We start from the raw sequence: 21,404 nt of genomic DNA, 5'->3' as shown, positions 1-21,404 counted from the left end.
GTCGTCGATCTCGTCAGACTAGTTACGAGAAGTCGTTCAACGACGTTTGTCCGTCGGTCGTGGCCGGCCGCGTCGGTTCTCCGTCGTCGGATTCAGCCTCCCCAGTCTCTGGTTCGTCCGCCGTCGCCTCCGTCGACGCCGCCTCCCAGCCATCCAGACTCGCCTGATCGGTCGCGGCGAACTCTAAGTTCGAGACTCTCACACCGAGCTTTCGAACGGGGGCTGAGTCGAACTCCGCGAACAGCTGCCGGGCGATGCGGTCGACGAGGTCGGGATCGTCGACCGGTCCGGGGAGAGAGCGCTCGCGCGTATTGACGTCGTACGGCGGGAGAACCGCTTTGACGCCGACGGTCCGGTAGAGTGCACCCTCGCGGCGTGCGCGATCGGCGACGGCCGAAGCGAGCGTTTCGATCTGTTCGTACTTGGGGTCTGGCTCCGCCACCGCGTCGGCGAACGCTGATTCTCGCGAGAAGCTCTTGGGCTCGCCTTTCGGCTCGACCCGGCGGTCGTCTTCGCCCCGGGCGCGGTCGTACAGTTCACGGCCGCGCTCGCCGAAGCGATCGATCAGCGGTTCGGGATCCGTCACTGCGACGTCGCCTGCCGTCTCGAGGCCCATCTCACGGAGCTCTCGCGCCGTTACCGGGCCGACGCCGTGGAGCAGGTCGACCTCGAGGGGAGCGAGGAACTCCCGAACCTCGCCGGGTCGGACGACGGTGAGCCCGTCGGGTTTATCGAAATCGCTGGCGATCTTGGCCGCGCTCATCGTCGGCGCAACGCCGACGCTCACAGTGACGCCGACCTCCCGCCGAATTCGGTCCGTGATGTGACGAGCGAAGCCGTCCGCGACCTCCCAGGCCGTTCGCTCGGTCACGTCCAGGTACGCCTCGTCGATGCTCACCTCGCGAACGACGTCGGCGCAGTCGTGGAGGATCTCCCGAACGTCCACAGCAACCGACTCGTAGTAGTCCATGTCCACCGGGCGATAGTAGCCAGTCTCCGACCGCTCGAGGTCCGTATCGTTCGCCCCGTTCTCGAGCGGTTTCCGCCGGGGGAGTCGCTCGAGCGCCGTCGAGATCGCCTGTGCGCTCTCGACGCCGAACTCGCGGGCCTCGTAACTCGCGGTGGCGACCGCGCCGACCGTGTCGCCGGGTTCGTACCCCATGCCGACGACGACCGGTTCCCCGCGCAGGGCAGGTTCGCGCAGTCGCTCACAGGAGGCGTAAAAACAGTCGGCGTCGACGTGACAGACGATCCGGTCGTCGTTCTCGGATCGCTCGATCCCGGGCAACTGCGCCTCGTTTACCATCCTCTGCAGTCGCTTGGACCGACGCGCTGTTGAACGTTCCGTCCGACTACCGCCACCGGCGGTCGACAGCCGCCTTCGACGGTATGCGTTTTTTACACCGTCCGAGCGGTTCGGTCTCGTGGACGGTTGACACGAGTCTCGACGGGACCACAGCCATCAGCGACAGCAGTGATACGTCGACACGGTAACCAGTTCGACGAGCCGTACGCCGGACGAACAACATTTATTACTGATTCGTTACTTCGAGAAGTTATGGGTGAGTTACTGGAGACGGACGGGCTACGGCGACGAGCGTTCTTACTCGGATCGAGTGGTGCCGTCGCTGGACTGGCTGGGTGTCTCAGCGACCGACTCGATCAGGGCAATGGCGGCGGGAACGGCAACGGGAACGGCAACGGGAACGGCGACGACGAAGCGGAAGACGAAGCGGCGGAGACCGACGAGACCGAACCGCCCGAACCCGACTTCGTCGTTGGCTCGAGTGCAGAGGCGGACTACGAGACGTTACAGGACGCGTACGATTCCCTCGACTCCGGCGACGTCATCGGCATCGAGTCGGGAAAGTACACGGTCCAGCCGGACGTCGAGTACGCGGACATCGAGGGCGAGTTCCTGACCAAGACGTACACCTACGTCGGAGAGTCCGACGAGGACACCGTGATCGAAATCGTGATGCCCGAGGCCAGATCGTTCACCGTCCGGGGGACGCTTCACTTCCTGCTGGGCGATGGCCCGCCGGGGTTCTGGAACGCGACCCTCGAGATCCCCGACGAGATCGAGTACTCCCGTCTCGTCGCGTACGACGAGTACGACGAGGACGTCGAGGACGAGTACGAGGACGAAACGCGGGAGGCCTACGAGGAGTCAGTGATGGACCTGAACTACTGCACCGTCAACGGATCGCTCGGCGGCCCGACGAGCGCCCACGAGAGCGTCTTCAACGACGAACTGGTCCACGAACTGTCGGCGAGTGAGTGCCGGTTCTACGACGTCGTCCGTGGTCCGTCTATCAACGCTCAGGACTGCCGGTTCTACAACGATCTTCGGAGCAACTCCGGCTGGGTCGTCGACAGTACGATCGAGGGGACAGTGGGCCTGAACAACGTGCTTTTGCGTGACTGTGAAGTGAGCCAGGGAATCAACGTCACCGGAAGCGGCGACGTCGAAAGCTGCGTCGTCGACTCGAAGCCCGACTCGAACCTGGCGATCGACATCAGAAGCGAGTACTCGGCGACCGTCACCGAGTGTGAGATCAACGGTTCGGTTCGGTCGAACGAGGACGGTGCCTTCATCGACCGGTTCGAACTGAACCGGTTCGAGTCGTCCTCGAGCTACATCATCGACGGCGCGCCCGCGACCGAGATCTTTCTGAACGTCTTCGAGGGAGGTGACGTTCGAATCACGACCGATACCGGCGATCTGAACTCGTTCCCCGCCGAGGAACTCACGTTGTACGATCCGGAGCGACAGTTAGGCAACTACTACGCGGAGTGGGGGGGCGTCGACGAGGCCGACGAGGGCGTTCTCGAGACGCGGACGCTTCCCGGCGAAGACGGAGCGATGGACCGGTTCCCGCTCGCGAACGACGACATCGAAGCCTACGCCGCGGATGCAGCCGAAGAGGAAGAAGACGACGACTGATCCGGTTTGTGATGACTGGTACGGACTGCTGTAACGATGGACGGTCGGTCGCAGAACGTATTCCTCGTAGCTAGCTGCGAATAGCCGCGTTTCCGGAACCGAACGCACCGACGAAATCCGAACCAGCTGTACCCGCAGCCATCCGTCCGATGTAATACGCGCACCTGACGGTTCGGCAAGAGGTGGAAGTCAGCGAGGGGTACGACGGTGTTATCCGTGTGGACCTCGGTGTTCGGTGGGTAGCAACGTCGGTGGCGTTGTCATCTTCCAACACCGAGTTCCACGGCGAAGAGATTCGCCGTATCCGCCGTCATCATCACGACCTCCACACTCGTCTGCAAGAGAAGGGAGCCTACGACACGCTCCAGTCGGTCAAGGCAAAGGAGTACCGTCGAGTGAACGACCGCCTCCACAAGATTTCTCGCGCCATCGTGGAGGAAGCAAAAGAGCGTAACGCGCTTATCGTGGTCGGAAATCTCGAAGGTATCCAGAATCGAGACCTCGGCGCAGTCTGTGAACCTGCACTCGAACCGAGCGGTGCTGACCAAGCCTCTGCCACGGTACGCTTCCAAGCTGACTTGGAAGCCCCTGTCGCAACGAAGCGAGCCGTTAGGCGAGCGAAGTAGGCAGGGCAGTTCACATCAGGTGTCGCGGTACCGCGACTCACGAAAGTGTTATCCGCGTTCTGGTCGTACGTCTATTCGCAATGGCAAACGGAAAGGTTGATTTCTTCAACGACACTGGCGGTTACGGTTTCATTTCGACTGACGACGGCGATCTCGACGACGACGAAGACGTGTTCTTCCACATGGAGGACGTCGGCGGAGAGGACCTGACGGAAGGGACTGAAGTCGAGTTCGACATCGAGTCCTCACCGAAGGGGCCTCGCGCCGCGAACGTCGTCCGACTGTAATACCGAGAGATACTCGTCGCTTACAGCGACAAATAACACTCTCGATTTTTTGGGCGCTCACACCCTGCAGCCAAAGCTATGGCGATTTCAGATTTTTGTTCAGTTGTACTCACGCCACCGGTAGCCACACTCGGTGCACTTGAAAAAGCGCGTCGGCGGTTCGTCTGCCGACGCCGTCTGCTTGATCGTGTACCACGCTTCTTCGGTCCCACACTCGTCACAGACGACGTCAGTCGCTTTCGGCTTCCCCTCGAAGTTGGCTCCCTCGTCCGATTCGATCACGTCGTCGAAGATCTGTGACTCGGTCGTCACGAACTCGTCCTCGCGGTCGCGGTCTCGCTCGCTCGAGGCGTCACAGTCGTCGTTCGTACACACCATGCGCTCTCCGTGGGCTTTCATCATCGAGCCACAGTCGTCACAGAACTGCATATACGCGCATCTACGGCGTCGGAAACAAAAACGCTCCCGTCGAGATCGATCACCGATCCGAGCCGCCGCTCCGTCGCTCGAGGTCGTCGTTTTCGCGGACGACCGGGCAGTCGACGACCCGAAACGTCTCCAGGGTCGGCATTCCGAGGATATCCGTTCCGTCCCGACCACAGCCGACCTCCGGCGGCGACGAGAAGTGATCGCACTTATGACAGTAAACGTGCTTGTCGACGGTCCGAACGTCTCGGCTATGGTCGGACGTATCGGCCGATCGAACCTCCTCGAGACGTCGCCAGAGACGCTCACCGTCGATCTCCGTGACATCTTCGCGTGTGAATAGGTCGTCGAACTCGGCGTCTGTGTCGACGGCGTACTCGAGGTGAGCGTCGGTATCACCATCGAACTCGGCGTCTGCGTCGAACTCGAGTTCGGAGTCGGCGCCGTGCTCGCTCGAGCCCTCCGAAACGGTCGCAGCGAGATCGGAGAGCGGCTCGTCGCGGTCCGTCATCGGCGTTCGTCCGTCGTCGAGTCCTTCTGATCAGTCGGTTCTGGGCGGCTGGGGCCCTCCCCGTCAGTCGGTTCTGGGGGAGCCGACTCGTCAGGGTCGCCGATGACGAGTCTGTCGGAGCCAAAGAGAGACGAGTCCCCGACGACGTCGGCGATCGGGCTCTCACAGTGTGGACACTCGGGGACGTTCAACAGGGCGAGATCGACGCTCGAGTCACAGTTTTCACAGGTCGCGGTTCGAATCCCCTGTCGGTTCGCTCGGCGTTGGAGACGGTCGACCGCGTTCCGACCGCGTTCTCCGTCGGGTCGATCGCGTATCGCTGCGACCGTTTTCGCGAGAATCGTCGATCGATCCTCGAGAACCTCGATCCGATCCAGTAACTGTTCGACGATCTCCTCGTAGTTGTCGAATCCTGTCTCGAGGCGACGCTCGAGTTCCTCGAGGTCGTTTTGAAAGTCGGCGACATCCTCGCGCGGGGCGTACGATTCGTGTTCGTGATCGGCCGGCGCTTTGTCGTCGGTCTCGCGTTTGACCTGGACGACACGCGATCGGACGTCCTCGAGGAGATCCGTAAACTCCTCGCGTTGGGCCTCGATCCGGTCCTCGAGGTCGTCGGTGTCGGCCGGTGCTGTGACCGAGACGCCGCCGCTTTCGTGGTTCTCGCCGGCCATGCGTTCCAATTACGGCTGATCGCCTGATAAGGATTGTTGCCGACTCGATCCGCGATGGGCCCGCTCCCGACCGATTACCGAATCTTTCGAACGTTGCTGATATCGAAGCCGGCGTCGTGAATCTCGGTTTCGAACCGGGCGACGTTCTCGTCTTCGAGTCGCGAGAGTACGCTCCGGAACTGTTCGACGACGAGCGTCCGTGCGCGCTCGGACCCTCCGCTTTCCCACTCGAAACGGAGCGTTCCGTCGGCGGCCTCCTTCAGCCGGCCGAGCTGTGTCGGTGTGAGCGTGTCGGCGTTGACAAGCAACAGTACCACGCCGTTCCACTGATGGGACGCTCGAGCGAGCCCTTTCAACGCGACCACGAGTTCCTCCCAGCTGAGCTGGTCGTCGACGGAGACGACGAGATCGGTGATCGAGTCGACGACGACGAGGTTTTCCGACGCGTGAGCGGTCAGGTAATCGGCGAACGCCTCGAAGACGTTGCTGTTACCGGTGTACTCCCCGAGGTCAGTGAGGTCGGTAGGCTGATCTGTGTACCACTCGGTCGGAACCGGCGTCAACTGAAAGTACTCTCGCGCCAGGTCGACGAACTCGACGTCGGTCATTCCTCCCTCGACGATCTCGTCGTCGATTACGACCGACATCTCGTCGACGACTGCCTCCCGTCCGTCCGTAAACGAGACGTAGTGGACTTCCTCCGGAACCGTCGTTCCCGGTTCGAGGTCCCCGTAGTGGAGGTCGAACAGCTCGGAGTCGGTCGCCGCGAGCCCGTTCATCACCGCGCTGGTGTAACAAAACTCCCGGGCACCCCCACCGGAGTCCCCGGCGAGCAAGACGACGCTTCCGGCCGGTGCACCGCCGCCGATCATGCGATCGAGCCGAGAGATGCCAAGGGGGAGCCGTTCCATACCACTCTGTTCGGAGCGAACCGCTTACCTGTTCTGGCGGATCAGCTCCAGCGGAGCATCATCCGGTACCGACCTGCGGAGCCCGATACGCTCAGCTCCCCCGGCCAGAACCACCCACATCACCCGATTCCGAGCCGCGTTCGTCGTTACAGTGTCCTCAAGCGACGGAAACCGGCTGCCAGCCGTATCCCCGAATCGAGCGCCCACCTCGAGTTACACTACGCTCGAACAGTCACCGCGAGTGGCAATAGTCCTCTTTGATTGTCGGTGTCCAGAGATTTCTCGTCTGGGGATCGACACACGGTGTCGCCAGATACGCGGCGACACGTTCGACTGGCCACGATACCCCCTGCGAAGAATGGGCTCGACGGCGAGTGTTCGGGCTCATACGGGTTGTTCCGATACGAGTCACTGTCCCGATGGACCTGCGTACCCGCGAGCCATGCGGCGGATACGTCGGAACGGACCCACAGCAGACCGCACGATTGGCGGTCGATCGGAGAACGGTCGGCGATCGACCGGGACAGACTCATCGCAGTCGGTATCACTCACCGGTCGGTGTTTGGAACGCTACGGATGGATCTCGCGCTCGTCGAGCCAGACGAGTTCCCGGCCGTCGAACTCGAAACTCCCTTTGACGAACCGCGCACTCCTGCGAGCCGGCTCGAGGTCGATCGTCGACACAGTTCTGGTTACGTCGACGTCGTCGACCAGCCAACCGTACCGAGCGTCGGATTCGTCCATCTCCGAGAGGACGATCAGTTCGGACTCGTCGGCGCGATTCGGCGTCTGGTTCGTCGGCCCGAAGATACGCTGGAGGTCGACGACGCGGACCTGGTCGCCGTCGACCGTAATCGAGCCTGCATTCCACGGATCTTCTGCGGTGTCTACCGTGCTCGTGTCTCCGACGCCGAGAACGGATATGACGGCGTCGACTCGAACGCAATACTGCCGATCGGCGAGTGAGAAGGCGAGGACCGCAACCTGGTCCGATTCGCTGTCGTTTCCACCGCTGTTTGAGAACGATGCCATCGTCATCTAACGCGATCCGACAGTGTAAATAAGTGTTTTGATCAGAGCGGGTCGAACACGCTATCGAGACGTTCAGCCGAGAGTCAACGTTTTATCGCTGGGATTAGATACACGAACAAGAACGATGGCCCCGGACCTACCCGAGAAGCTCCTCGGAATCGATATCGGTGCCGCGGAGAACCGAACGCAACGCGAGTCGCCGGATCGGGCCGAAGAAGAGCAGGAACTCCTCCGGTTCGTGCTGTTTGGAATCGGCGAGCATAGACTGGCGGTGCCAGTCGACGACGTCAGAACGATTACCGACGTTCCGGACGATTTGACCCGTGTACCCCGGACGCCACGTGCCATCGAGGGAATGATGGATCTTCGTGGAGAAATAACGGCAGTGATCGACATCACGGACCACTTTCCCGTCACCGAGGAGCGTCCGGGTCGAGAACAGCTACTCGTCTTCGATACGTCCGGCGACGAACAGTCGGCGGCGGCCAGAATCGACGACGTTCTCAGCGTCGACGCTATCCCCGAACGGGCCGTCCTCTCCCCGGACAATGTCGAGCAACGGGGTTACTCGAGCGAGCCGCTCGAGCACCCACTGGTGGACGCACTCCTCGAACGCGAACACCGATCGACGCGACGAAGCCGGGGCGACGGATCGGCACAATCGACTGCGGAGGACGTCGCTCCGGTGGCGGAGTCGATCACGCCGACCGATCGCGGCGGCGAGACGGGCGACGACTCGGAATCGGTCCGTACAACGGCACAGCTCGTCGTCGATGTGATCCCGCTGATCAACGTAGAGAATCTCCTCGCTGCGTCCGGCCACCTCGTGTCCGATCGGGCCACAGATCAGGGCTAATCGTGGTCCAACTGAACTGATGGGTGAAACCGATGGCTGTCGTCCGGTTTCACCCATCGGCTGACGGTTGGAACGGTATTAGTCGCGTTCCTTTCGTTGACTCACCACAGGACAGAGAGCGCCGAGTATGGTGTTATCTCACTGTTATCACGATTGATAACCGGGAGACAGCATTTATAGTAGTTCTTTTTGTATTATCGGCCGGTGTACTACTAAATGTCGACAGGGGTTCTCATCGTAGACGACTCTCATTTTATGCGGAATCTACTGCGACAAATTTTAGAGCAGGATTACCGCATCATTGGAGAGGCAACGAACGGTGCCGAGGCCGTAAAGCTGTACAAAGAACACGATCCCGACATCGTCATGATGGACATCGTCATGCCGAAGTGCAACGGGATCAAGGCGACCGCTGCGATCAAAAAGATCGATCCAAACGCCCGCGTGATCATGTGTACGAGCGTCGGGCAACGCGAGAAGATGAAACTGGCGGTGAAAGCCGGTGCGGATGGCTACGTGACGAAACCGTTCGAAGAACCGAGCGTCAGAAAGGCTCTCACGGACGTCGCTGCGGCATGACGCGAGTACTCGTTGTCGACGACTCCCGGTTCATGCGGACGGTTATCGACAACGCACTCACAGGTAGTGGATACGAGGTCGAAACGGCTGTGAACGGGACCGACGCCCTCGAGACGATGTCGGCGTTCGATCCGGACGTCGTGACGATGGACGTCGAAATGCCCGAGATGGACGGGATCGAAGCCGTCGAGCGAATCATGGCGACGAACCCGACACCGATCGTCATGCTCAGTGCGTATACGGAAGCCGGGGCGGAAGCGACCCTCGACGCGCTCGAACGCGGAGCGGTCGACTTTCTCTCGAAACCCGACGGATCCGGGTCGAGAAACGTCGCACACCTCGTGGACGAACTCGTCGACAAGGTCGACGCACTCGACGATGCCGACGTCTCGTCGCTTGCGGTCGCTCGAACGACGTCGACCGCGCGAGCGGTTCGGTCGACCCAGTCCGGACAGGTGACCGCATCCGGAACCGTCACGTCGACCGGAAACGACGGCGTCGATTCGAAACCGAGTGCCAGTCCAACCGGAACGCAGTCAGCTCAGACGCCGACGGTTCGCCCCGTCGACGTTCCCACGGAATCCGACGCCGAGCCAACGATTGTCGTCGGCGCATCGACTGGCGGTCCGAAGATCGTCGAACACGTGCTCGAACGACTCCCCCTGGAACTGGGGGCGAAACTGCTGATCGTCCAGCACATGCCGGCGGCGTTTACCGAGCGGTTCGCACAGCGACTCGAGACGGTCAGCGAGTACGACGTTCGAGAAGCGGCCGACGGCGACAGAATCGGCCCAGGAGAGGTGGCGGTCGCCCCAGGAGGGGCACACCTCCAGGTATCGAACAACGTCGGCGGGAACCTTCGGCTCCGTCTCGACGACGACGATCCCGTCCACGGCGTCAAGCCGTCGATCGACGTCACGATGCAAAGCGTCGCAGATCGGGTCGCCGACCCGATCTGTGGCGTCGTCCTAACCGGCATGGGACGGGACGGTGCGGCCGGAATCGAAGCGATCGACGCCGCCGGCGGATACACGATCGCACAGGACGAAGAAACGAGTCCAGTGTTCGGAATCCCCTGTCAGGCAATTCGGACCGGCTGCGTCGACGACATCGTTCCTGCAACGGAACTCGTCGAGAAGATCACCGCCACGTTCACGGGTGAGACATATGACTGAGTACTGGACGGAGTTCGTACAGGAGAGTCACGAACGAATCACGCAGTTGAACAACGCGCTGTTGACTCTCGAGCGGAACCCCGACGACGAGGATGCGATCGAGAACATCTTTCGGATCGCCCACACGCTCAAAGGCAACTGCGGTGCGGCCGGGCTCGAGTCGGCAAGTGACCTCGCACACGGCATAGAGGACCTCCTCGATGCGGTCCGTGCTGGCGATATCGACGTCACGGCCGAACTGATGGACGACGTCTTCGACGCCGTCGACCAACTCGAGACGATGGTCGACGAGGTCGACGCCGACGGCGAAATCGAGACGGACCCGTCAGCGACGATTCGAACGCTTCGCGACCACCTCGAGACGTCGGTGACGACGTCGGTCGACGCGCCGTCGGACGAGGAAGTCCCGTCGATTCTGTCGCGGTTCGATCCGCCGGCAGACGAGAACCACGATGCGTATCTCGCCCGGATCGCGATCGACGAAGCCGGCGTGGACGAGGGACCGACGAACGGATCGTTAGTCGTCGACGCGTTGATCGACGCCTTCGACCTGATCGGAACGGTTCCGTCCGCCGACCGGATCGACGATGGAACGTACGGCGGCCAGTTCGACGCGGTCTTCGGCTGTGCCGTCGGTGAGCAGGCGATCGTCTCAGGCCTCGAGTCCGTCGAGGAGGTGACCGCCTTCGGGATCCGCGAGGTAACCGTCGAGTTCGAGACCGCGTCTCGAGAAGACGGTGATCTGGATCTGCCAACCGAAGCTGGAATGCTCGCCGAAGACGTCGACCGCGCGGACATCTCCTCGGACGAAGCTCGAGATCTCGGCGTCGACGAACTTCTCGATGAGTTCGACGAGTTCGACGACTTAGACGAGAAAATCAAGGAAGTCGAAGCCGACGAGGATCTCGACGTCTTCGACGAGATGGGCGAGGCCGGTTCGTTCGATGACCTGTTCGACCAGGCGGACGAACAGGCCGAAGACGAGTCAAGCGGGGCTAGCGACCCTACCACTCGAGACGAGACGTCCGCCGCCGACGCCACTTCGGCCGCCGACACCAGCTCAGATGAAGAGGTCGAGGACGCCGAGTCCGTCTTCGCGGAACTGAAAGAAGAGGTCGATACGGTCGGGTTCGACGAACTCCAGGACGAACTCGACGAACTCGAGTTCGACGAGTTCGACGACGAAGAGGAAGTCAGCATGGACGAACTCCTCGGCGACGAACTCGAGGAAGACGACGACGCTCTCGACGAGACGCTCGAGGAAGATCTCGGCGACGATGGAGCGCTGGACGAGCCGGTCGATGTGGAAACTGCTGAATCGCCATCAGAACCGTCCACGAAAGCGGCTGACGAGTGGACAGTACGCGACGACTCGGTCTCCGCGGATTCGACGGTCCAGGACGATCCCCTCGAAACCGATCCGGCCGACGACGGCCCGGTCGACGACGAACCGGCCGGAGAAACCCTGGTCGAGGCCGATATCGACTCGAGCGACCACGACGAAAGCGAGGAGTCCGAAGAGCCAACGGATCTCAAGGAGTCCGAAGAGCCAGCGGATCTCGAGGAGTCGGATGAATCCGACACGTCAGTCGAAGACGAGTTAGCGGACGAGGAGTTCACGGACGTCCAAGACACCTACGACCCCGAACCCGTCGATACGACGGTGTCGTTCGACGACGAAGAGGAGACGACACACTCGCCAATCGACTCACCCGATGACTCCGTCGGCTACATCGAGGACGATGCGTTCGAAGACGTCGGTAGTGGGTTCGGGGACGATGCCGAATTCGGTGACGAGTCCGTAAGCGACATCGAAGACGGCGGCTTCGGCGAACCCGCTGACGAGTTCTCGAGCGTCGACGACGACTTCGGCGAAATCGAAGACGACGGCTTCGGCGATAGTACTGTCTCTTCGGCATCAGTTGACGATGAGTTCGACGAATCGGCCACCGCGGATTCGGGCGGATCGACCGACTCGAACGAACCGGCCGACGAGGCAGTCGATCCGCTCGATCTCGTCGACGACACCGAAGACTCCTTCGAAGAAACCTTCGGTGAAGACGCCTTCGACGAGGTCGACGATACGGAGTTCGGAGTCGGAATCGACGACGAGTTCCACCCCGCCGAGGACTCGAGTAAATCGACCGAACAGACGGACGAAAGCGAGGACGGAACCGACGAAGAAGTGCCCCGGATCGTCGACGAGCCGTCACTCGAGATCCCGGATATCACGGTTCCGGACACGTCCGAGGACCCCGATCGTGATCGTGACGACGACGCTATCCAGTCGGTCCGAATCGACGTCGATCAGATCGACGAACTGATGACGCTCGTCGAGGGGCTGGTTACGAGTCGCGTTCGACTCCGTCACGAGGTCGAATCCGACCGTGACTTCCAGGCGATCGAGGCCGAACTCGACGATCTGGAAGGGCTGACGACGGAGCTCCAGGAGACCGTTATGGACGTCCGGCTCATCCCACTCGAGACGGTCGTCAATCGGCTTCCGCGGATCGTCCGAGATATCGCACGTGAACAGGACAAGGAAGTCGCTTTCGAGATACGCGGCGAGGACGTCGAACTCGACCGGAGCATTCTCGATCGGATTCGCGATCCGTTGATTCACCTGGTCAGAAACGCGGTCGACCACGGTATCGAACCGCCGGACGAACGGGAAGCGGCCGGAAAGCCACGCGAAGGCAGCGTCGAACTCACGGCTAGTCGATCACGAAACCGGGTGACGATCACGGTCTCCGACGATGGAAGCGGTCTCGACCCCGATCGACTTCGGTCGGAAGCGATCGAAGCCGGCGTCCTCTCGGCCGAGGAAGCCAATGAGCTCAAAGACGAACAGACAGCACGTCTCATCTTCCAGTCGGGCCTCTCGACGGCGTCGGAAGTGACCGACGTCAGCGGCCGCGGCGTCGGGATGGACGTCGTGAAACGAACGATCGAGGATATGGAAGGAACGGTCTCGATCGACAGCAAACCCGGAGACGGGACGACGGTTACGATGACGCTTCCCGTCTCGATCGCGATCGACGACGTCCTGTTCGTCCAGAGCGGCGACGAGGAGTTCGGCATCCCGACCGAGGCCGTTCACGACATCGAAACGGCGAACCAAATCGAAACGACCGGTGACGAGCGGGTGTTCCCCGTCGGTGACGAGATGTATCCGGTGATCGATCTCGAGGAGCGCCTCGAGACGCCGGGGAGCCACGCAAACGGCGACGGCGTCGCGGTTCGCATTCGAGACTCCGTCCGCCCGGTTGTCCTTCACTGTGACGACGTGTACGGACAACAGGAGGTCGTCGTCAAACCCTTCGAGGGATTCATGAGCGACGTTCCCGGCCTCAGCGGCGCGACCGTCCGAGGCAGAGGAAAAGTCGTCAATATCATAGACGTAACAACACTATGAACGAGTACGAACATTCACGGAGTATCCAATGACGTTGATGGTCGACATCCGAAAGTTGAGTTTCATTAACGAAATGGCGAAAGTCGGGACGAACGGCGTCGCCGACAACATGAGCAAGTTGACCGGCGAGAACGCCCAGATGGAGGTGACGAAGACGAACTTCGTCGACGTCGACGATATCGAGACACAGCTCGATCCCGGCAAACGCGTCGGCGTTCGAGTTCGTCTACTCGATCCTCCACACGGTCACATCCTTATCCTGTTTCCCGAGGCGAGCGCGAAGAAGATCACGGCGATCATGCTCAGCGACGTCGTCGACGACATGTCCGACGTCTCCGGCAAGATGGCCAGAAGCGCCGTCGAGGAGATGGGGAACATGATGGCAAGTGGCTTTATCGACGGCTGGGCCGACGTACTCGGGCGGGTAATCGATATCGCCGCGCCACAGCTCGTCTACGCACCCGGCGGCGACATCGTTACTCGAACGGCCGGTCTCGGGGGCGACGACCTCGCCCTCTTTTTCGACTCGGATCTGACAGTCCCGAGTTACCAGATCGAGGCCGAAATTTACGCGTTTCCCGACCTCGAGGAGTTCGTCGAAATGGTCAACGGTATCGAAGTTCAAACTGCATGAGACTCGACGTCAACGCACTCGGAACGTTCTATCGAATGGCCCGGGAAGGGACGGGACTCGCTGCGGGTCGGTTGACCCACATGACTGGCGTCGAGACCCGGGTCGGAGTGACGAAATTGAACTTCATGCGCGGTCAGGAGATTCGCCGAGATTTTCGAACATCGAAAACGAAAGTGGGTGTCCGGGTCGAACTCACCGGTGCGATCGAGGGGTACTCGTTGATCGTCTTCGACCGCGAGAACGCGATTCGGATCGTCGAAACACTCCTCGACGAAGCTGACTCGGATGCCGAACTCGACGTCGAAACTGACGAGTTCGATCGAATGAGTCGGAGCGCAACGACCGAGGTCGGCCACATCATGAACAGCGGCTTCATCGACGGCTGGGCCGACGTATTAGAGACAGTCATCGACGTCTCGACTCCCGAGTTCATCGAAGGAGAGTCCGCCGAACCGTTCTTCGACGGGGTATCCGGTTCTCCTGGGGACGACGACCTCGCATTGCTCTTTCAGAGTCGGATCGAGGCAGTCGACACCGAAATCGGCTTCAACCACTACCTGTTTCCGAAACGCGAGTCGATGGGAGCGCTACTCGATCAGCTTCGAACGAGTGAGGGTATCGAGTACGACAAACTCGATGGGTTCGATCGAATGGCCGAACGTGGTGCCGAGGAAGTCGCCAAAACCGCGACGACGCTTACCGGTATCGAAACCAACGTAGAGATCCGCCGGCTAAACTTCGTCTCCCTCGAAACGATCCCGGAACAGGTTCCCGACGAGAAACTGGTAAGCGTCGCGTTCGAGTTCGAGGGCGTCCCAAGCGGATACCTCATCTTTCTGTTCGACGAGGAGTCCGCACACGAGATCGTCGACGCGATGGTTCCGTCGTCGGTCGACGAGGACGGGTTCGGAGAGATGGGAACAAGCGCGATCAAGGAACTGGGAAACATCATGGCCAGTGGCTTTCTCGACGGCTGGGCGAACGTCCTCGATACCGCGATCGATCACTCGACTCCCGAATTTGTCCACGATATGGGCGCTGCAGCCGTCGATCCCGTCATCGTCAAACTCGGTTCGAACCAGGAGTTCGCGTTCGTCTTCGACACCGTCGTCGTTGCCGACGGCCGGGAGTTCGACTGTGAAGTGTACGCGATCGCGGACGAATCGGACCTCGAACGCGCATTGAACGATCTCGACGTCGATCGAATCGAGGAGACGCCGACGACGGCGGAGTTTCAGGAAGTCGATAACGCATGAAGACGTACGGAAGCGAACCGGGCGCGCCGTCTCCAGTCCAGGTCGGTATCTCCGAACTGGCCGTCAGCGACGGCGACGACACACTCAAGTCCTACGGCCTGGGATCGTGTCTCGCGATCGCGTTGTACGATCCCGAAGACGAGATCGGCGGGCTCGCACACGCGATGTTGCCTGACGGCGACGCAGCCGACAACAGCGACAGAAAACCCGGAAAGTACGCGGACACCGCAATCAGAGCGCTCCTCCGACGAATGGTCGAACGTGGTGCAAGCTACACCTCCGTCGAGGCGAAGATCGCCGGCGGAAGCGACATGTTCGAGTTCGATAGCTTCGGAGAGGGAGTCGGACAACGAAACGCCGACGCCGCCAGGGAGGAACTCGAGAAACTCGGCGTACCGCTCGTTGCGGAGGACGTCGGCGGTGACCACGGGCGAACCGTCGAGTTCACTCCGGGGACGGGACGGCTTCTCGTCAAGACGTCCGACGAGGAGGAAAACGGAGTGACGGAGTTGTGAGCGAGGACACACTGGAGGATCTTCTCGCGTTCGTCGAGGACGAACTCGCGTTCGCGACGAGTCATTACAACGATAGCTACCTCGACCGGCGCGTCTCCTCTCGAATGCGTCGAACGCAGTGTGAGACGTACGAGGAGTACTTCGAAGTCCTCCGGACGGACGCCGACGAACAGACGGCGCTTCTCGAGGCGATGAGCATCAACGTTACGGGATTTTTCAGAAATCCGGATGTCTGGGCAGGGATTCGAACCATCCTCAGGAACGTCGCCGGATCCGACGACGAGATCACGGTCTGGAGCGCCGCGTGTGCCGACGGTCGGGAACCCTACTCGCTGTCGATGTTAGCGCACGACGATCCAGCAATCGACGCGTCGACGGTTCGGATTCTCGGGACGGACATCAGCGAACCGGCACTCGAGACGGCTCGTCGTGGCGTCTACACCGAATCACGGACCGTTGACATCCAGGATCAACTCGAGTTTCTCGACGAGTACGACCAGTACGTCGAGGTCGGAGACGACAGTACCTACCGGATCAGCGACGACACGAAGCGAAACGTCTCGTTCGAACGCCACGACCTGATCAACGACGATCCGAAATCGGGATTCGACCTGGTCGTCTGTCGCAACCTGTTTATCTACATCGACAACGAGTACAAACAGCCCATGCTCGAGACCATCGCCCAGTCGCTCCGGTCGAACGGATATCTCGTGATCGGCAAGGCCGAAACGATTCCTCCGACCCTGAACTCCCAGTTCGCCGTCCGCGATGCACGGCTTCGGATCTATCAACGGGAACCAACACCCGAATCGTCGGCCGATCGCGCCGAACCGGATGCGAGTCGCTGAGTATAGCTCGCTCTCTCCCCGTGAATGACGACCGACCATTACATGATCGTCGACCATCTATCGGTGGACGATGACCGGCCCGGACCTCCCTTCGTTCGTCGCTCGCTCGCGGACGGTGATCGACTCCTCGCCGCCGACGACCGAACGCGAAACGCGAACCTGGATCGTCGAACCCCTCCTCGAGACGCTCGGCTGGGACGTCCGTGCGGATTCGACGACGGACGTCAGTATCGAGGACGTTCGGATCGAATACGTCCTCTCGGCGGACTCGATTCCAGCCGTATTCGTCGCCATCGAACCCTACGGAGAGCCCCTCGAAGAACCCCGAGCACGGAACCTTCTCGAGGCGATGTCGTGGACCGGCGTCGACAGGACCGTCTACACGAACGGACGCGAGTTCTTCTTGCTCGCGGGGACGACCGACGTCGACCGACTCGCCTGTCGTCTCCCGTCGTTGGCCGACCACGAATCGTCGCTTGCACACTTCTCGCGGGATGCTGCGAGACGGCGTCTCGAGCGTCACTCCCGCGAAGACGTCGCCCGGCAACTCGCACTCGAGCGCGACGAACTCGTCGAATCGATCGTCGACCAGGTAACGTCGACGCTCCGGAACGGTGGGGCGTACGACGGGGAGATTCAGTCCGCGACCAATCGGTTTCTCGACCGGCTGGTCGTCTCGTTTTCCGGCGACGAGAACGATCGGTTCGATCCCGAACCCGAGGCTGTCTCGTTGCGATTTACCGAACCGACGGACTCGGACGACGGGCACCTGCCGCCAGAAGCGGGAACCGGCCAAGATGGACCGTCTCCCGAGGACTCGACGCCACCGACGATCGATCGGTCGGACGACGGCGAAACGCAGTACGTCGAGTCTGAGTCCGCCGACCAGGCGAACGACCGAACCGACGTCGGAACGCACGAGCAAAGCGACAGTGCCGACGGGAATGCGACCGAAGACGACGAGGAAACGTCCGTGGAGGGCGACGGCGAGTACGTCGCGCGCTTTTTCAACGAGCGCGGTTCGATCGGGGCGATCGGCCACTCGCGATCCGATCGGGCGCTCGTCCACGCGGCGGAGTACCTCTTCGAACGCGGACTCTCCGGAATCAGGCTTCCCTGGGGACCCGACGACGGTAACACAGTCGTCAACGACGAGCCACGGCGAGCCGACGACACGCCGATGGACGCCGACCGACAGCTCTCGAACGGACTCTACCTCGAGACCGGCGGCGACGTCGACGATCACTCGGCTCGTGTCGAAGCGCTCACCGCTCGAGCGGGCCTGCGCGTGTTGTTGACCGGTGACTGGGATCAATCGTCGTCCGGCGATTCGTAGTCGATGTCGATCTCGACGATATCGATTGAGACGCGGTCGAGATCATTAGATGGATCACCACATCGCCACTGGTTCGAACCCATCGACTCCCAACTATCGTCGTTCTCGAAGTACATTTCCCAGCCGTCTGCATACGGGCCGTCGTTGACCTCGATTTCGACGGAATCGATATCCTCGTCGAAGAACTCTCTCGTACTGTCTCGGTGTTCTATCTCGAACTCGGTCGCTTCGGCGCTCTGGATCGATCGGCTATCGTCGTCGATTTTCACGAGCGATATCATCGCCGTGTCCGTCTCCTCGCGGCAGGTGAACATCGGTTCCGAGACGACTGCACTCGAGCCGTCGCTCTGGCGGAAGACGCCGCCACCGACGTACGCGATCGTTTCGGAGGCGTCACCGCTATCGTAGACGAACGCACCGAGGTCGTCGGAGCCGTATTCGTCGTTCCACGACCAGAGTTCGGCTCCAGAGTTGTCCTGAACCGTAACGTCGAGATCCGTCCCTTCCTCACCCGGTGAGATCGTCCCGCCTCTGACCCTGACGTCACCGGATCGGTGTGTCACGGCGTCACTTCGCACAAATTCGTTACCGTTGGTGGCGAAGGTATCGACGGCGCGCTCCGCGTTCGCGAGTCGTTCGTTTTCGTGATAGTCCTCGACGGCCTGAAACCCGACGAGTCCGACGAGAACGACTGACGTGAGGACGATCGCGAAGATCAGGATGAAGCTGAGCAGTTCGGTAACTCCTCGCTCGTCCTGGCTCCCTTGATTGATTCTCGGTGGCGAATTTCGGATCATTGCAGGCGGATTTCATCCTCGCTCTGGTCGTACCCGATTTCGATGGTTCCGGACGATGCCGAACTATCGTAATCGATCTCGAGGTCCTCCGGGAGTGGAACGAGTACTTGCGTCCCCCCGCTTCCCGTCGTCAGGTTGAGACACTGTACGTCGTCTCTCAGCAACGGATCACTCCCACAGTCCCCCGATGGGTGGACGCGATACGTCGACCCCGCGATCGTTCGGGGATGCTCGGTCGTAACATTCACCGCACCGCCATCGTCAGCCAACCGATCGACGTGGGCGATTTCGCCCGCCAACCGCTCGCCGATCGTCTCGAGTGACTGCTCGGTACTCATTTCGGTCTGGGTCTCGAGCATCGCACCCGAACTCAAGAAGAGTCCGGCGATGAGAATTGTCGTCATCGCCATCGTGAGGACGTGGGTGATGGCACTCGAGAGGGCACGGTCGTCTGTGAATTGGTTGCGTTTCATAACAGATCACGGTACAGATCGACTTCAATCGCCTGTTCTGTCTGGACCTCCATCGACTCGTACGTGTACTCAATCTCCAGGGTTCCGGGGACCTCATTGTCTGCCTCGGGAACCTCGCCAAGGCCGATGATTTCGTACTCGGGATTCCCGGGCATACTAATGTGTACATCGATCGAATTGTAGATGGCGTCAGGGTCGATTACCGAAAAATCATCCTCATCACAGGATCCCCCAACCTGATCTGTTACCTCACCGGTTACTAAATCGATCTCACCAGTATCGCTATCGAACGAACACGTTTCTCCGTCAACAGTCACCTCGAACGGATCGGTTCCGCCACCCCTGGAGTACTCTACCGTGACGTCAGCACCGCTTTCATTATTAATTTCGTATTCCCCAGCGACGTTGGCAGACGTGGAACCCGTGAGGCTGAAGTGATAAACCTTCCCTCTGTCAAAATCATCTGCATCAAAAATGTCGAAGGTACCAGTAGTGCCACCACCTGTGTTTCTGCCATCTAAATTCACACCAAGAGTTGCCCCCTCATTCGCACTCTCTATATCGAAGACAACTGAGCGATTCTGGGCTTTCGCTGATCGGTATTCGGGTTCGTAGTTATCCTCGACCATGCTCTGCCATTCGGCTTCCGTTAAGAACACGTCCTCCGCGTCTTCGTTTTCGAGGACCTCTCCGATGTCGTCATCTTCGTCAATTTCGGGACTCTTGACGGCAATCGTCTGAAGATCCTGCGTGATTTCGCTATTCATTACCGATACGTCGGTTGCGCTCTGGCCCGTCGAACTCGAAGAAAGTTCTTCGGTGTGAACTAACCCGTTAAACGCGACGATCGTCGCGAGGATGACAAACGCGATGACGATACCGCCTATGAGGATCATCTGCGCCCGGTCGTGGGATTTGTTCGTCACCATGACGTCACCCGCACCTCCACGACGTTGTAGATAGGATCCGAATTCGGATCGCCCCTTGGGAGTTCGCTGTCCACTGTGTGGATCGGTTCATCACTATCCCTGAGCGTCCCGTTATCCATTTCGGTCATATTCTGGTCCTCGTGTATCGTTATCATGTAACTCGCAGTTACGGCACCCGGATCGTCCGATGTGTACGTATCTTCCTTTATGTAGTCAGATTCCGTGTTTCCCGTACTTTCGTTTTGGTAGACGAACTCGATCGTGTAATCATCGCCAATTCCGGACCCCGAGAACTCCTCCTCGAGAACTTCAGCCAGGGCGAACGGGTACTCGCCGCTCTGGTTTTCGTCCTCGAAGTGTTCGTTCTCGAGGTATCCGTTCTGTGCCCAGTACAGAACCATCGACGAAAGATTTCCTTCCTCGGCGTGTGCCGAGACGACGAGGCCGTCCTGCAGTTGCTGTTGCTGTTGTGCCTGGGCCGTCCGGTCGACCGCACCACCGGTCCCCGGTGCGATGACTACCGACTGCATCGCGAACAACAGTGCGAACAGTACGACCGCAGCCGCGGCGAACCCCTCGAGGGTGTACATCTGTCCGCGGTCGTCGCCGTCGTCGTTTCGTGATCGTCGTTTCCCGTTCATGTTACCACATCCGCACCTCGAGTCTCACCGGTTTTCCGTCGTAATCCTCCTCGATGTCCCGAACCGTGACGATTCGGTTCACCTGTACGGCAGATTGGTTGTTGTACTCGTCCCCGAATGCAAGTTGCTCGCCATCCATAGCACCCGGAAGATCCGCCTCTAGGGGGCCATCGTCCGCCGTCGCGTTCAGCGCCCTGACCGTCACGTTCACTCTATCGAACCGATCGTTGTCGCTGGTTTCCCGCAATCCGAGATCTTTGTGCAAGTCACCGCTGTCGTATTCGAGGATGTCCCTCCCGTCGAGTTCGTTCGGTGTTTCCGTTTCGGTGTCGTCGACGATCGTCGCCGCAACTCGGTCGCCTTGAGCGAGATCCCCTCCGTCGATCGATCCCGTCGGGGTTGCGATGAAGTTCGGAACCGTCATGAAGACGAACGCGACGGCGAGGACGAACAGCCCCAGTCCGACGACGAAATCCTGGGTCGTCTGCCCGCGTTCGTCGAGCCCGACCGAAACGGTTCGTGATCGTTCTCGGCTCATC

At 60.5% G+C, this 21,404-nt stretch carries 23 protein-coding genes; 12 read left to right on the top strand and 11 right to left on the bottom strand.

The features are described from left to right. Window positions 1-22: 22 nt before the first annotated feature. Window positions 23-1,306 carry a DNA polymerase IV gene (gene dinB, locus FYC77_RS05365; protein WP_149080475.1) on the bottom strand — a complete coding sequence of 428 codons (1,284 nt, stop codon included), beginning with the start codon at window positions 1,304-1,306 and terminating at the stop codon, window positions 23-25. A gap of 252 nt (window positions 1,307-1,558) precedes the next feature. Here dinB and FYC77_RS05360 point away from each other — a divergent pair, with 252 nt between their 5' ends. The 3 genes from FYC77_RS05360 to FYC77_RS05350 all read left to right on the top strand — a co-directional run bounded on the left by FYC77_RS05360 (window position 1,559) and on the right by FYC77_RS05350 (window position 3,860). After that, window positions 1,559-2,947, top strand: coding sequence for a hypothetical protein (locus FYC77_RS05360; protein ID WP_149080474.1), 1,389 nt, complete (start codon window positions 1,559-1,561; stop codon window positions 2,945-2,947). 182 nt (window positions 2,948-3,129) lie between these two features. Continuing rightward, complete coding sequence (locus tag FYC77_RS05355; protein ID WP_162354476.1) at window positions 3,130-3,573, top strand: IS200/IS605 family accessory protein TnpB-related protein; 444 nt, start codon at window positions 3,130-3,132, stop codon at window positions 3,571-3,573. 80 nt (window positions 3,574-3,653) lie between these two features. Then, window positions 3,654-3,860: a cold-shock protein gene (locus FYC77_RS05350; RefSeq protein ID WP_011323528.1), complete on the top strand. Its 207-nt coding sequence runs from the start codon at window positions 3,654-3,656 to the stop codon at window positions 3,858-3,860. 99 nt (window positions 3,861-3,959) lie between these two features. Here FYC77_RS05350 and FYC77_RS05345 read toward each other — a convergent pair whose 3' ends face one another. The 5 genes from FYC77_RS05345 to FYC77_RS05325 form a co-directional block, all read right to left on the bottom strand. Beyond that, a complete protein-coding gene (locus FYC77_RS05345) occupies window positions 3,960-4,289 on the bottom strand; it encodes an RPA12/RPB9/RPC11 RNA polymerase family protein (protein ID WP_149080472.1) in 330 nt (109 codons plus the stop codon). A 49-nt stretch (window positions 4,290-4,338) separates the two neighbouring features. Next, on the bottom strand, window positions 4,339-4,797 hold the full coding sequence (locus FYC77_RS05340) for a hypothetical protein (RefSeq protein WP_149080471.1): 459 nt from the start codon (window positions 4,795-4,797) through the stop codon (window positions 4,339-4,341). After that, window positions 4,794-5,468: a hypothetical protein gene (locus FYC77_RS05335; protein ID WP_149080470.1), complete on the bottom strand. Its 675-nt coding sequence runs from the start codon at window positions 5,466-5,468 to the stop codon at window positions 4,794-4,796. Before FYC77_RS05335 ends, FYC77_RS05340 begins: the two co-directional genes overlap by 4 nt. Window positions 5,469-5,542: 74 nt before the next feature. Further along, the gene (locus tag FYC77_RS05330; protein WP_149080469.1) at window positions 5,543-6,379 is read right to left on the bottom strand and encodes an RAD55 family ATPase; all 837 of its coding nucleotides are present in this window, start codon (window positions 6,377-6,379) and stop codon (window positions 5,543-5,545) included. A gap of 570 nt (window positions 6,380-6,949) precedes the next feature. Continuing rightward, window positions 6,950-7,411 carry a chemotaxis protein CheW gene (locus tag FYC77_RS05325; protein WP_149080468.1) on the bottom strand — a complete coding sequence of 154 codons (462 nt, stop codon included), beginning with the start codon at window positions 7,409-7,411 and terminating at the stop codon, window positions 6,950-6,952. A 124-nt stretch (window positions 7,412-7,535) separates the two neighbouring features. Here FYC77_RS05325 and FYC77_RS05320 point away from each other — a divergent pair, with 124 nt between their 5' ends. From FYC77_RS05320 to FYC77_RS05280, 9 genes are all read left to right on the top strand, one after another. Beyond that, the gene (locus FYC77_RS05320) at window positions 7,536-8,267 is read left to right on the top strand and encodes a chemotaxis protein CheW (protein WP_149080467.1); all 732 of its coding nucleotides are present in this window, start codon (window positions 7,536-7,538) and stop codon (window positions 8,265-8,267) included. A gap of 216 nt (window positions 8,268-8,483) precedes the next feature. Next, window positions 8,484-8,846 carry a chemotaxis protein CheY gene (cheY, locus tag FYC77_RS05315; RefSeq protein WP_124196601.1) on the top strand — a complete coding sequence of 121 codons (363 nt, stop codon included), beginning with the start codon at window positions 8,484-8,486 and terminating at the stop codon, window positions 8,844-8,846. Next, window positions 8,843-10,021 carry a chemotaxis-specific protein-glutamate methyltransferase CheB gene (cheB, locus tag FYC77_RS05310; protein WP_149080466.1) on the top strand — a complete coding sequence of 393 codons (1,179 nt, stop codon included), beginning with the start codon at window positions 8,843-8,845 and terminating at the stop codon, window positions 10,019-10,021. The genes cheY and cheB overlap by 4 nt, the downstream gene beginning before the upstream one ends. Further along, on the top strand, window positions 10,014-13,436 hold the full coding sequence (locus FYC77_RS05305) for a chemotaxis protein CheA (protein ID WP_149080465.1): 3,423 nt from the start codon (window positions 10,014-10,016) through the stop codon (window positions 13,434-13,436). Before cheB ends, FYC77_RS05305 begins: the two co-directional genes overlap by 8 nt. A 28-nt stretch (window positions 13,437-13,464) precedes the next feature. Continuing rightward, window positions 13,465-14,070 (top strand): chemotaxis protein CheC, encoded by a 606-nt coding sequence (locus FYC77_RS05300; protein WP_149080464.1) that lies wholly within the window; start codon window positions 13,465-13,467, stop codon window positions 14,068-14,070. Beyond that, window positions 14,067-15,326, top strand: a complete 1,260-nt coding sequence (locus FYC77_RS05295) for a chemotaxis protein CheC (RefSeq protein ID WP_149080463.1) — start codon at window positions 14,067-14,069, stop codon at window positions 15,324-15,326. Before FYC77_RS05300 ends, FYC77_RS05295 begins: the two co-directional genes overlap by 4 nt. Next, window positions 15,323-15,841 carry a chemotaxis protein CheD gene (locus FYC77_RS05290; RefSeq protein ID WP_149080462.1) on the top strand — a complete coding sequence of 173 codons (519 nt, stop codon included), beginning with the start codon at window positions 15,323-15,325 and terminating at the stop codon, window positions 15,839-15,841. The genes FYC77_RS05295 and FYC77_RS05290 overlap by 4 nt, the downstream gene beginning before the upstream one ends. After that, complete coding sequence (locus FYC77_RS05285) at window positions 15,838-16,689, top strand: CheR family methyltransferase (RefSeq protein ID WP_149080461.1); 852 nt, start codon at window positions 15,838-15,840, stop codon at window positions 16,687-16,689. Before FYC77_RS05290 ends, FYC77_RS05285 begins: the two co-directional genes overlap by 4 nt. A 70-nt stretch (window positions 16,690-16,759) precedes the next feature. Next, a complete protein-coding gene (locus tag FYC77_RS05280) occupies window positions 16,760-18,025 on the top strand; it encodes a hypothetical protein (RefSeq protein ID WP_149080460.1) in 1,266 nt (421 codons plus the stop codon). Here FYC77_RS05280 and FYC77_RS05275 read toward each other — a convergent pair. Genes FYC77_RS05275 through FYC77_RS05255 form a run of 5 tightly spaced genes read right to left on the bottom strand, consistent with a single transcriptional unit; the run spans window position 18,001 to window position 21,403 of the window. After that, complete coding sequence (locus FYC77_RS05275; RefSeq protein ID WP_149080459.1) at window positions 18,001-18,822, bottom strand: DUF7289 family protein; 822 nt, start codon at window positions 18,820-18,822, stop codon at window positions 18,001-18,003. The two genes, FYC77_RS05280 and FYC77_RS05275, sit on opposite strands and share 25 nt — an antisense overlap. Beyond that, window positions 18,819-19,295, bottom strand: coding sequence for a DUF7266 family protein (locus tag FYC77_RS05270; RefSeq protein ID WP_149080458.1), 477 nt, complete (start codon window positions 19,293-19,295; stop codon window positions 18,819-18,821). Before FYC77_RS05270 ends, FYC77_RS05275 begins: the two co-directional genes overlap by 4 nt. After that, window positions 19,292-20,224, bottom strand: coding sequence for a hypothetical protein (locus FYC77_RS05265; protein ID WP_149080457.1), 933 nt, complete (start codon window positions 20,222-20,224; stop codon window positions 19,292-19,294). Before FYC77_RS05265 ends, FYC77_RS05270 begins: the two co-directional genes overlap by 4 nt. Next, window positions 20,218-20,865 (bottom strand): DUF7288 family protein, encoded by a 648-nt coding sequence (locus FYC77_RS05260; RefSeq protein ID WP_149080456.1) that lies wholly within the window; start codon window positions 20,863-20,865, stop codon window positions 20,218-20,220. The genes FYC77_RS05265 and FYC77_RS05260 overlap by 7 nt, the downstream gene beginning before the upstream one ends. A 1-nt stretch (window position 20,866) precedes the next feature. Then, complete coding sequence (locus FYC77_RS05255; RefSeq protein ID WP_202911775.1) at window positions 20,867-21,403, bottom strand: DUF7287 family protein; 537 nt, start codon at window positions 21,401-21,403, stop codon at window positions 20,867-20,869. Window position 21,404: the final 1 nt, after the last annotated feature.

Source organism: Natrialba swarupiae, assembly GCF_008245225.1.
Taxonomy (GTDB): domain Archaea; phylum Halobacteriota; class Halobacteria; order Halobacteriales; family Natrialbaceae; genus Natrarchaeobius; species Natrarchaeobius swarupiae.
This window is presented reverse-complemented; position numbering and strand designations above follow the sequence as displayed.

Bases quoted from the DNA above. Each gene is read 5' to 3' on its own strand.
- dinB (WP_149080475.1), bottom strand. From the start codon at position 1,306: ATGGTAAACGAGGCGCAGTTGCCCGGGATCGAGCGATCCGAGAACGAC.
- FYC77_RS05360 (WP_149080474.1), top strand. From the start codon at position 1,559: ATGGGTGAGTTACTGGAGACGGACGGGCTACGGCGACGAGCGTTCTTA.
- FYC77_RS05350 (WP_011323528.1), top strand. From the start codon at position 3,654: ATGGCAAACGGAAAGGTTGATTTCTTCAACGACACTGGCGGTTACGGT.
- FYC77_RS05345 (WP_149080472.1), bottom strand. From the start codon at position 4,289: ATGCAGTTCTGTGACGACTGTGGCTCGATGATGAAAGCCCACGGAGAG.
- FYC77_RS05340 (WP_149080471.1), bottom strand. From the start codon at position 4,797: ATGACGGACCGCGACGAGCCGCTCTCCGATCTCGCTGCGACCGTTTCG.
- FYC77_RS05335 (WP_149080470.1), bottom strand. From the start codon at position 5,468: ATGGCCGGCGAGAACCACGAAAGCGGCGGCGTCTCGGTCACAGCACCG.
- FYC77_RS05330 (WP_149080469.1), bottom strand. From the start codon at position 6,379: ATGGAACGGCTCCCCCTTGGCATCTCTCGGCTCGATCGCATGATCGGC.
- FYC77_RS05325 (WP_149080468.1), bottom strand. From the start codon at position 7,411: ATGGCATCGTTCTCAAACAGCGGTGGAAACGACAGCGAATCGGACCAG.
- FYC77_RS05320 (WP_149080467.1), top strand. From the start codon at position 7,536: ATGGCCCCGGACCTACCCGAGAAGCTCCTCGGAATCGATATCGGTGCC.
- cheY (WP_124196601.1), top strand. From the start codon at position 8,484: ATGTCGACAGGGGTTCTCATCGTAGACGACTCTCATTTTATGCGGAAT.
- cheB (WP_149080466.1), top strand. From the start codon at position 8,843: ATGACGCGAGTACTCGTTGTCGACGACTCCCGGTTCATGCGGACGGTT.
- FYC77_RS05305 (WP_149080465.1), top strand. From the start codon at position 10,014: ATGACTGAGTACTGGACGGAGTTCGTACAGGAGAGTCACGAACGAATC.
- FYC77_RS05300 (WP_149080464.1), top strand. From the start codon at position 13,465: ATGACGTTGATGGTCGACATCCGAAAGTTGAGTTTCATTAACGAAATG.
- FYC77_RS05295 (WP_149080463.1), top strand. From the start codon at position 14,067: ATGAGACTCGACGTCAACGCACTCGGAACGTTCTATCGAATGGCCCGG.
- FYC77_RS05290 (WP_149080462.1), top strand. From the start codon at position 15,323: ATGAAGACGTACGGAAGCGAACCGGGCGCGCCGTCTCCAGTCCAGGTC.
- FYC77_RS05280 (WP_149080460.1), top strand. From the start codon at position 16,760: ATGACCGGCCCGGACCTCCCTTCGTTCGTCGCTCGCTCGCGGACGGTG.
- FYC77_RS05275 (WP_149080459.1), bottom strand. From the start codon at position 18,822: ATGATCCGAAATTCGCCACCGAGAATCAATCAAGGGAGCCAGGACGAG.
- FYC77_RS05270 (WP_149080458.1), bottom strand. From the start codon at position 19,295: ATGAAACGCAACCAATTCACAGACGACCGTGCCCTCTCGAGTGCCATC.
- FYC77_RS05265 (WP_149080457.1), bottom strand. From the start codon at position 20,224: ATGGTGACGAACAAATCCCACGACCGGGCGCAGATGATCCTCATAGGC.
- FYC77_RS05260 (WP_149080456.1), bottom strand. From the start codon at position 20,865: ATGAACGGGAAACGACGATCACGAAACGACGACGGCGACGACCGCGGA.
- FYC77_RS05255 (WP_202911775.1), bottom strand. From the start codon at position 21,403: ATGAGCCGAGAACGATCACGAACCGTTTCGGTCGGGCTCGACGAACGC.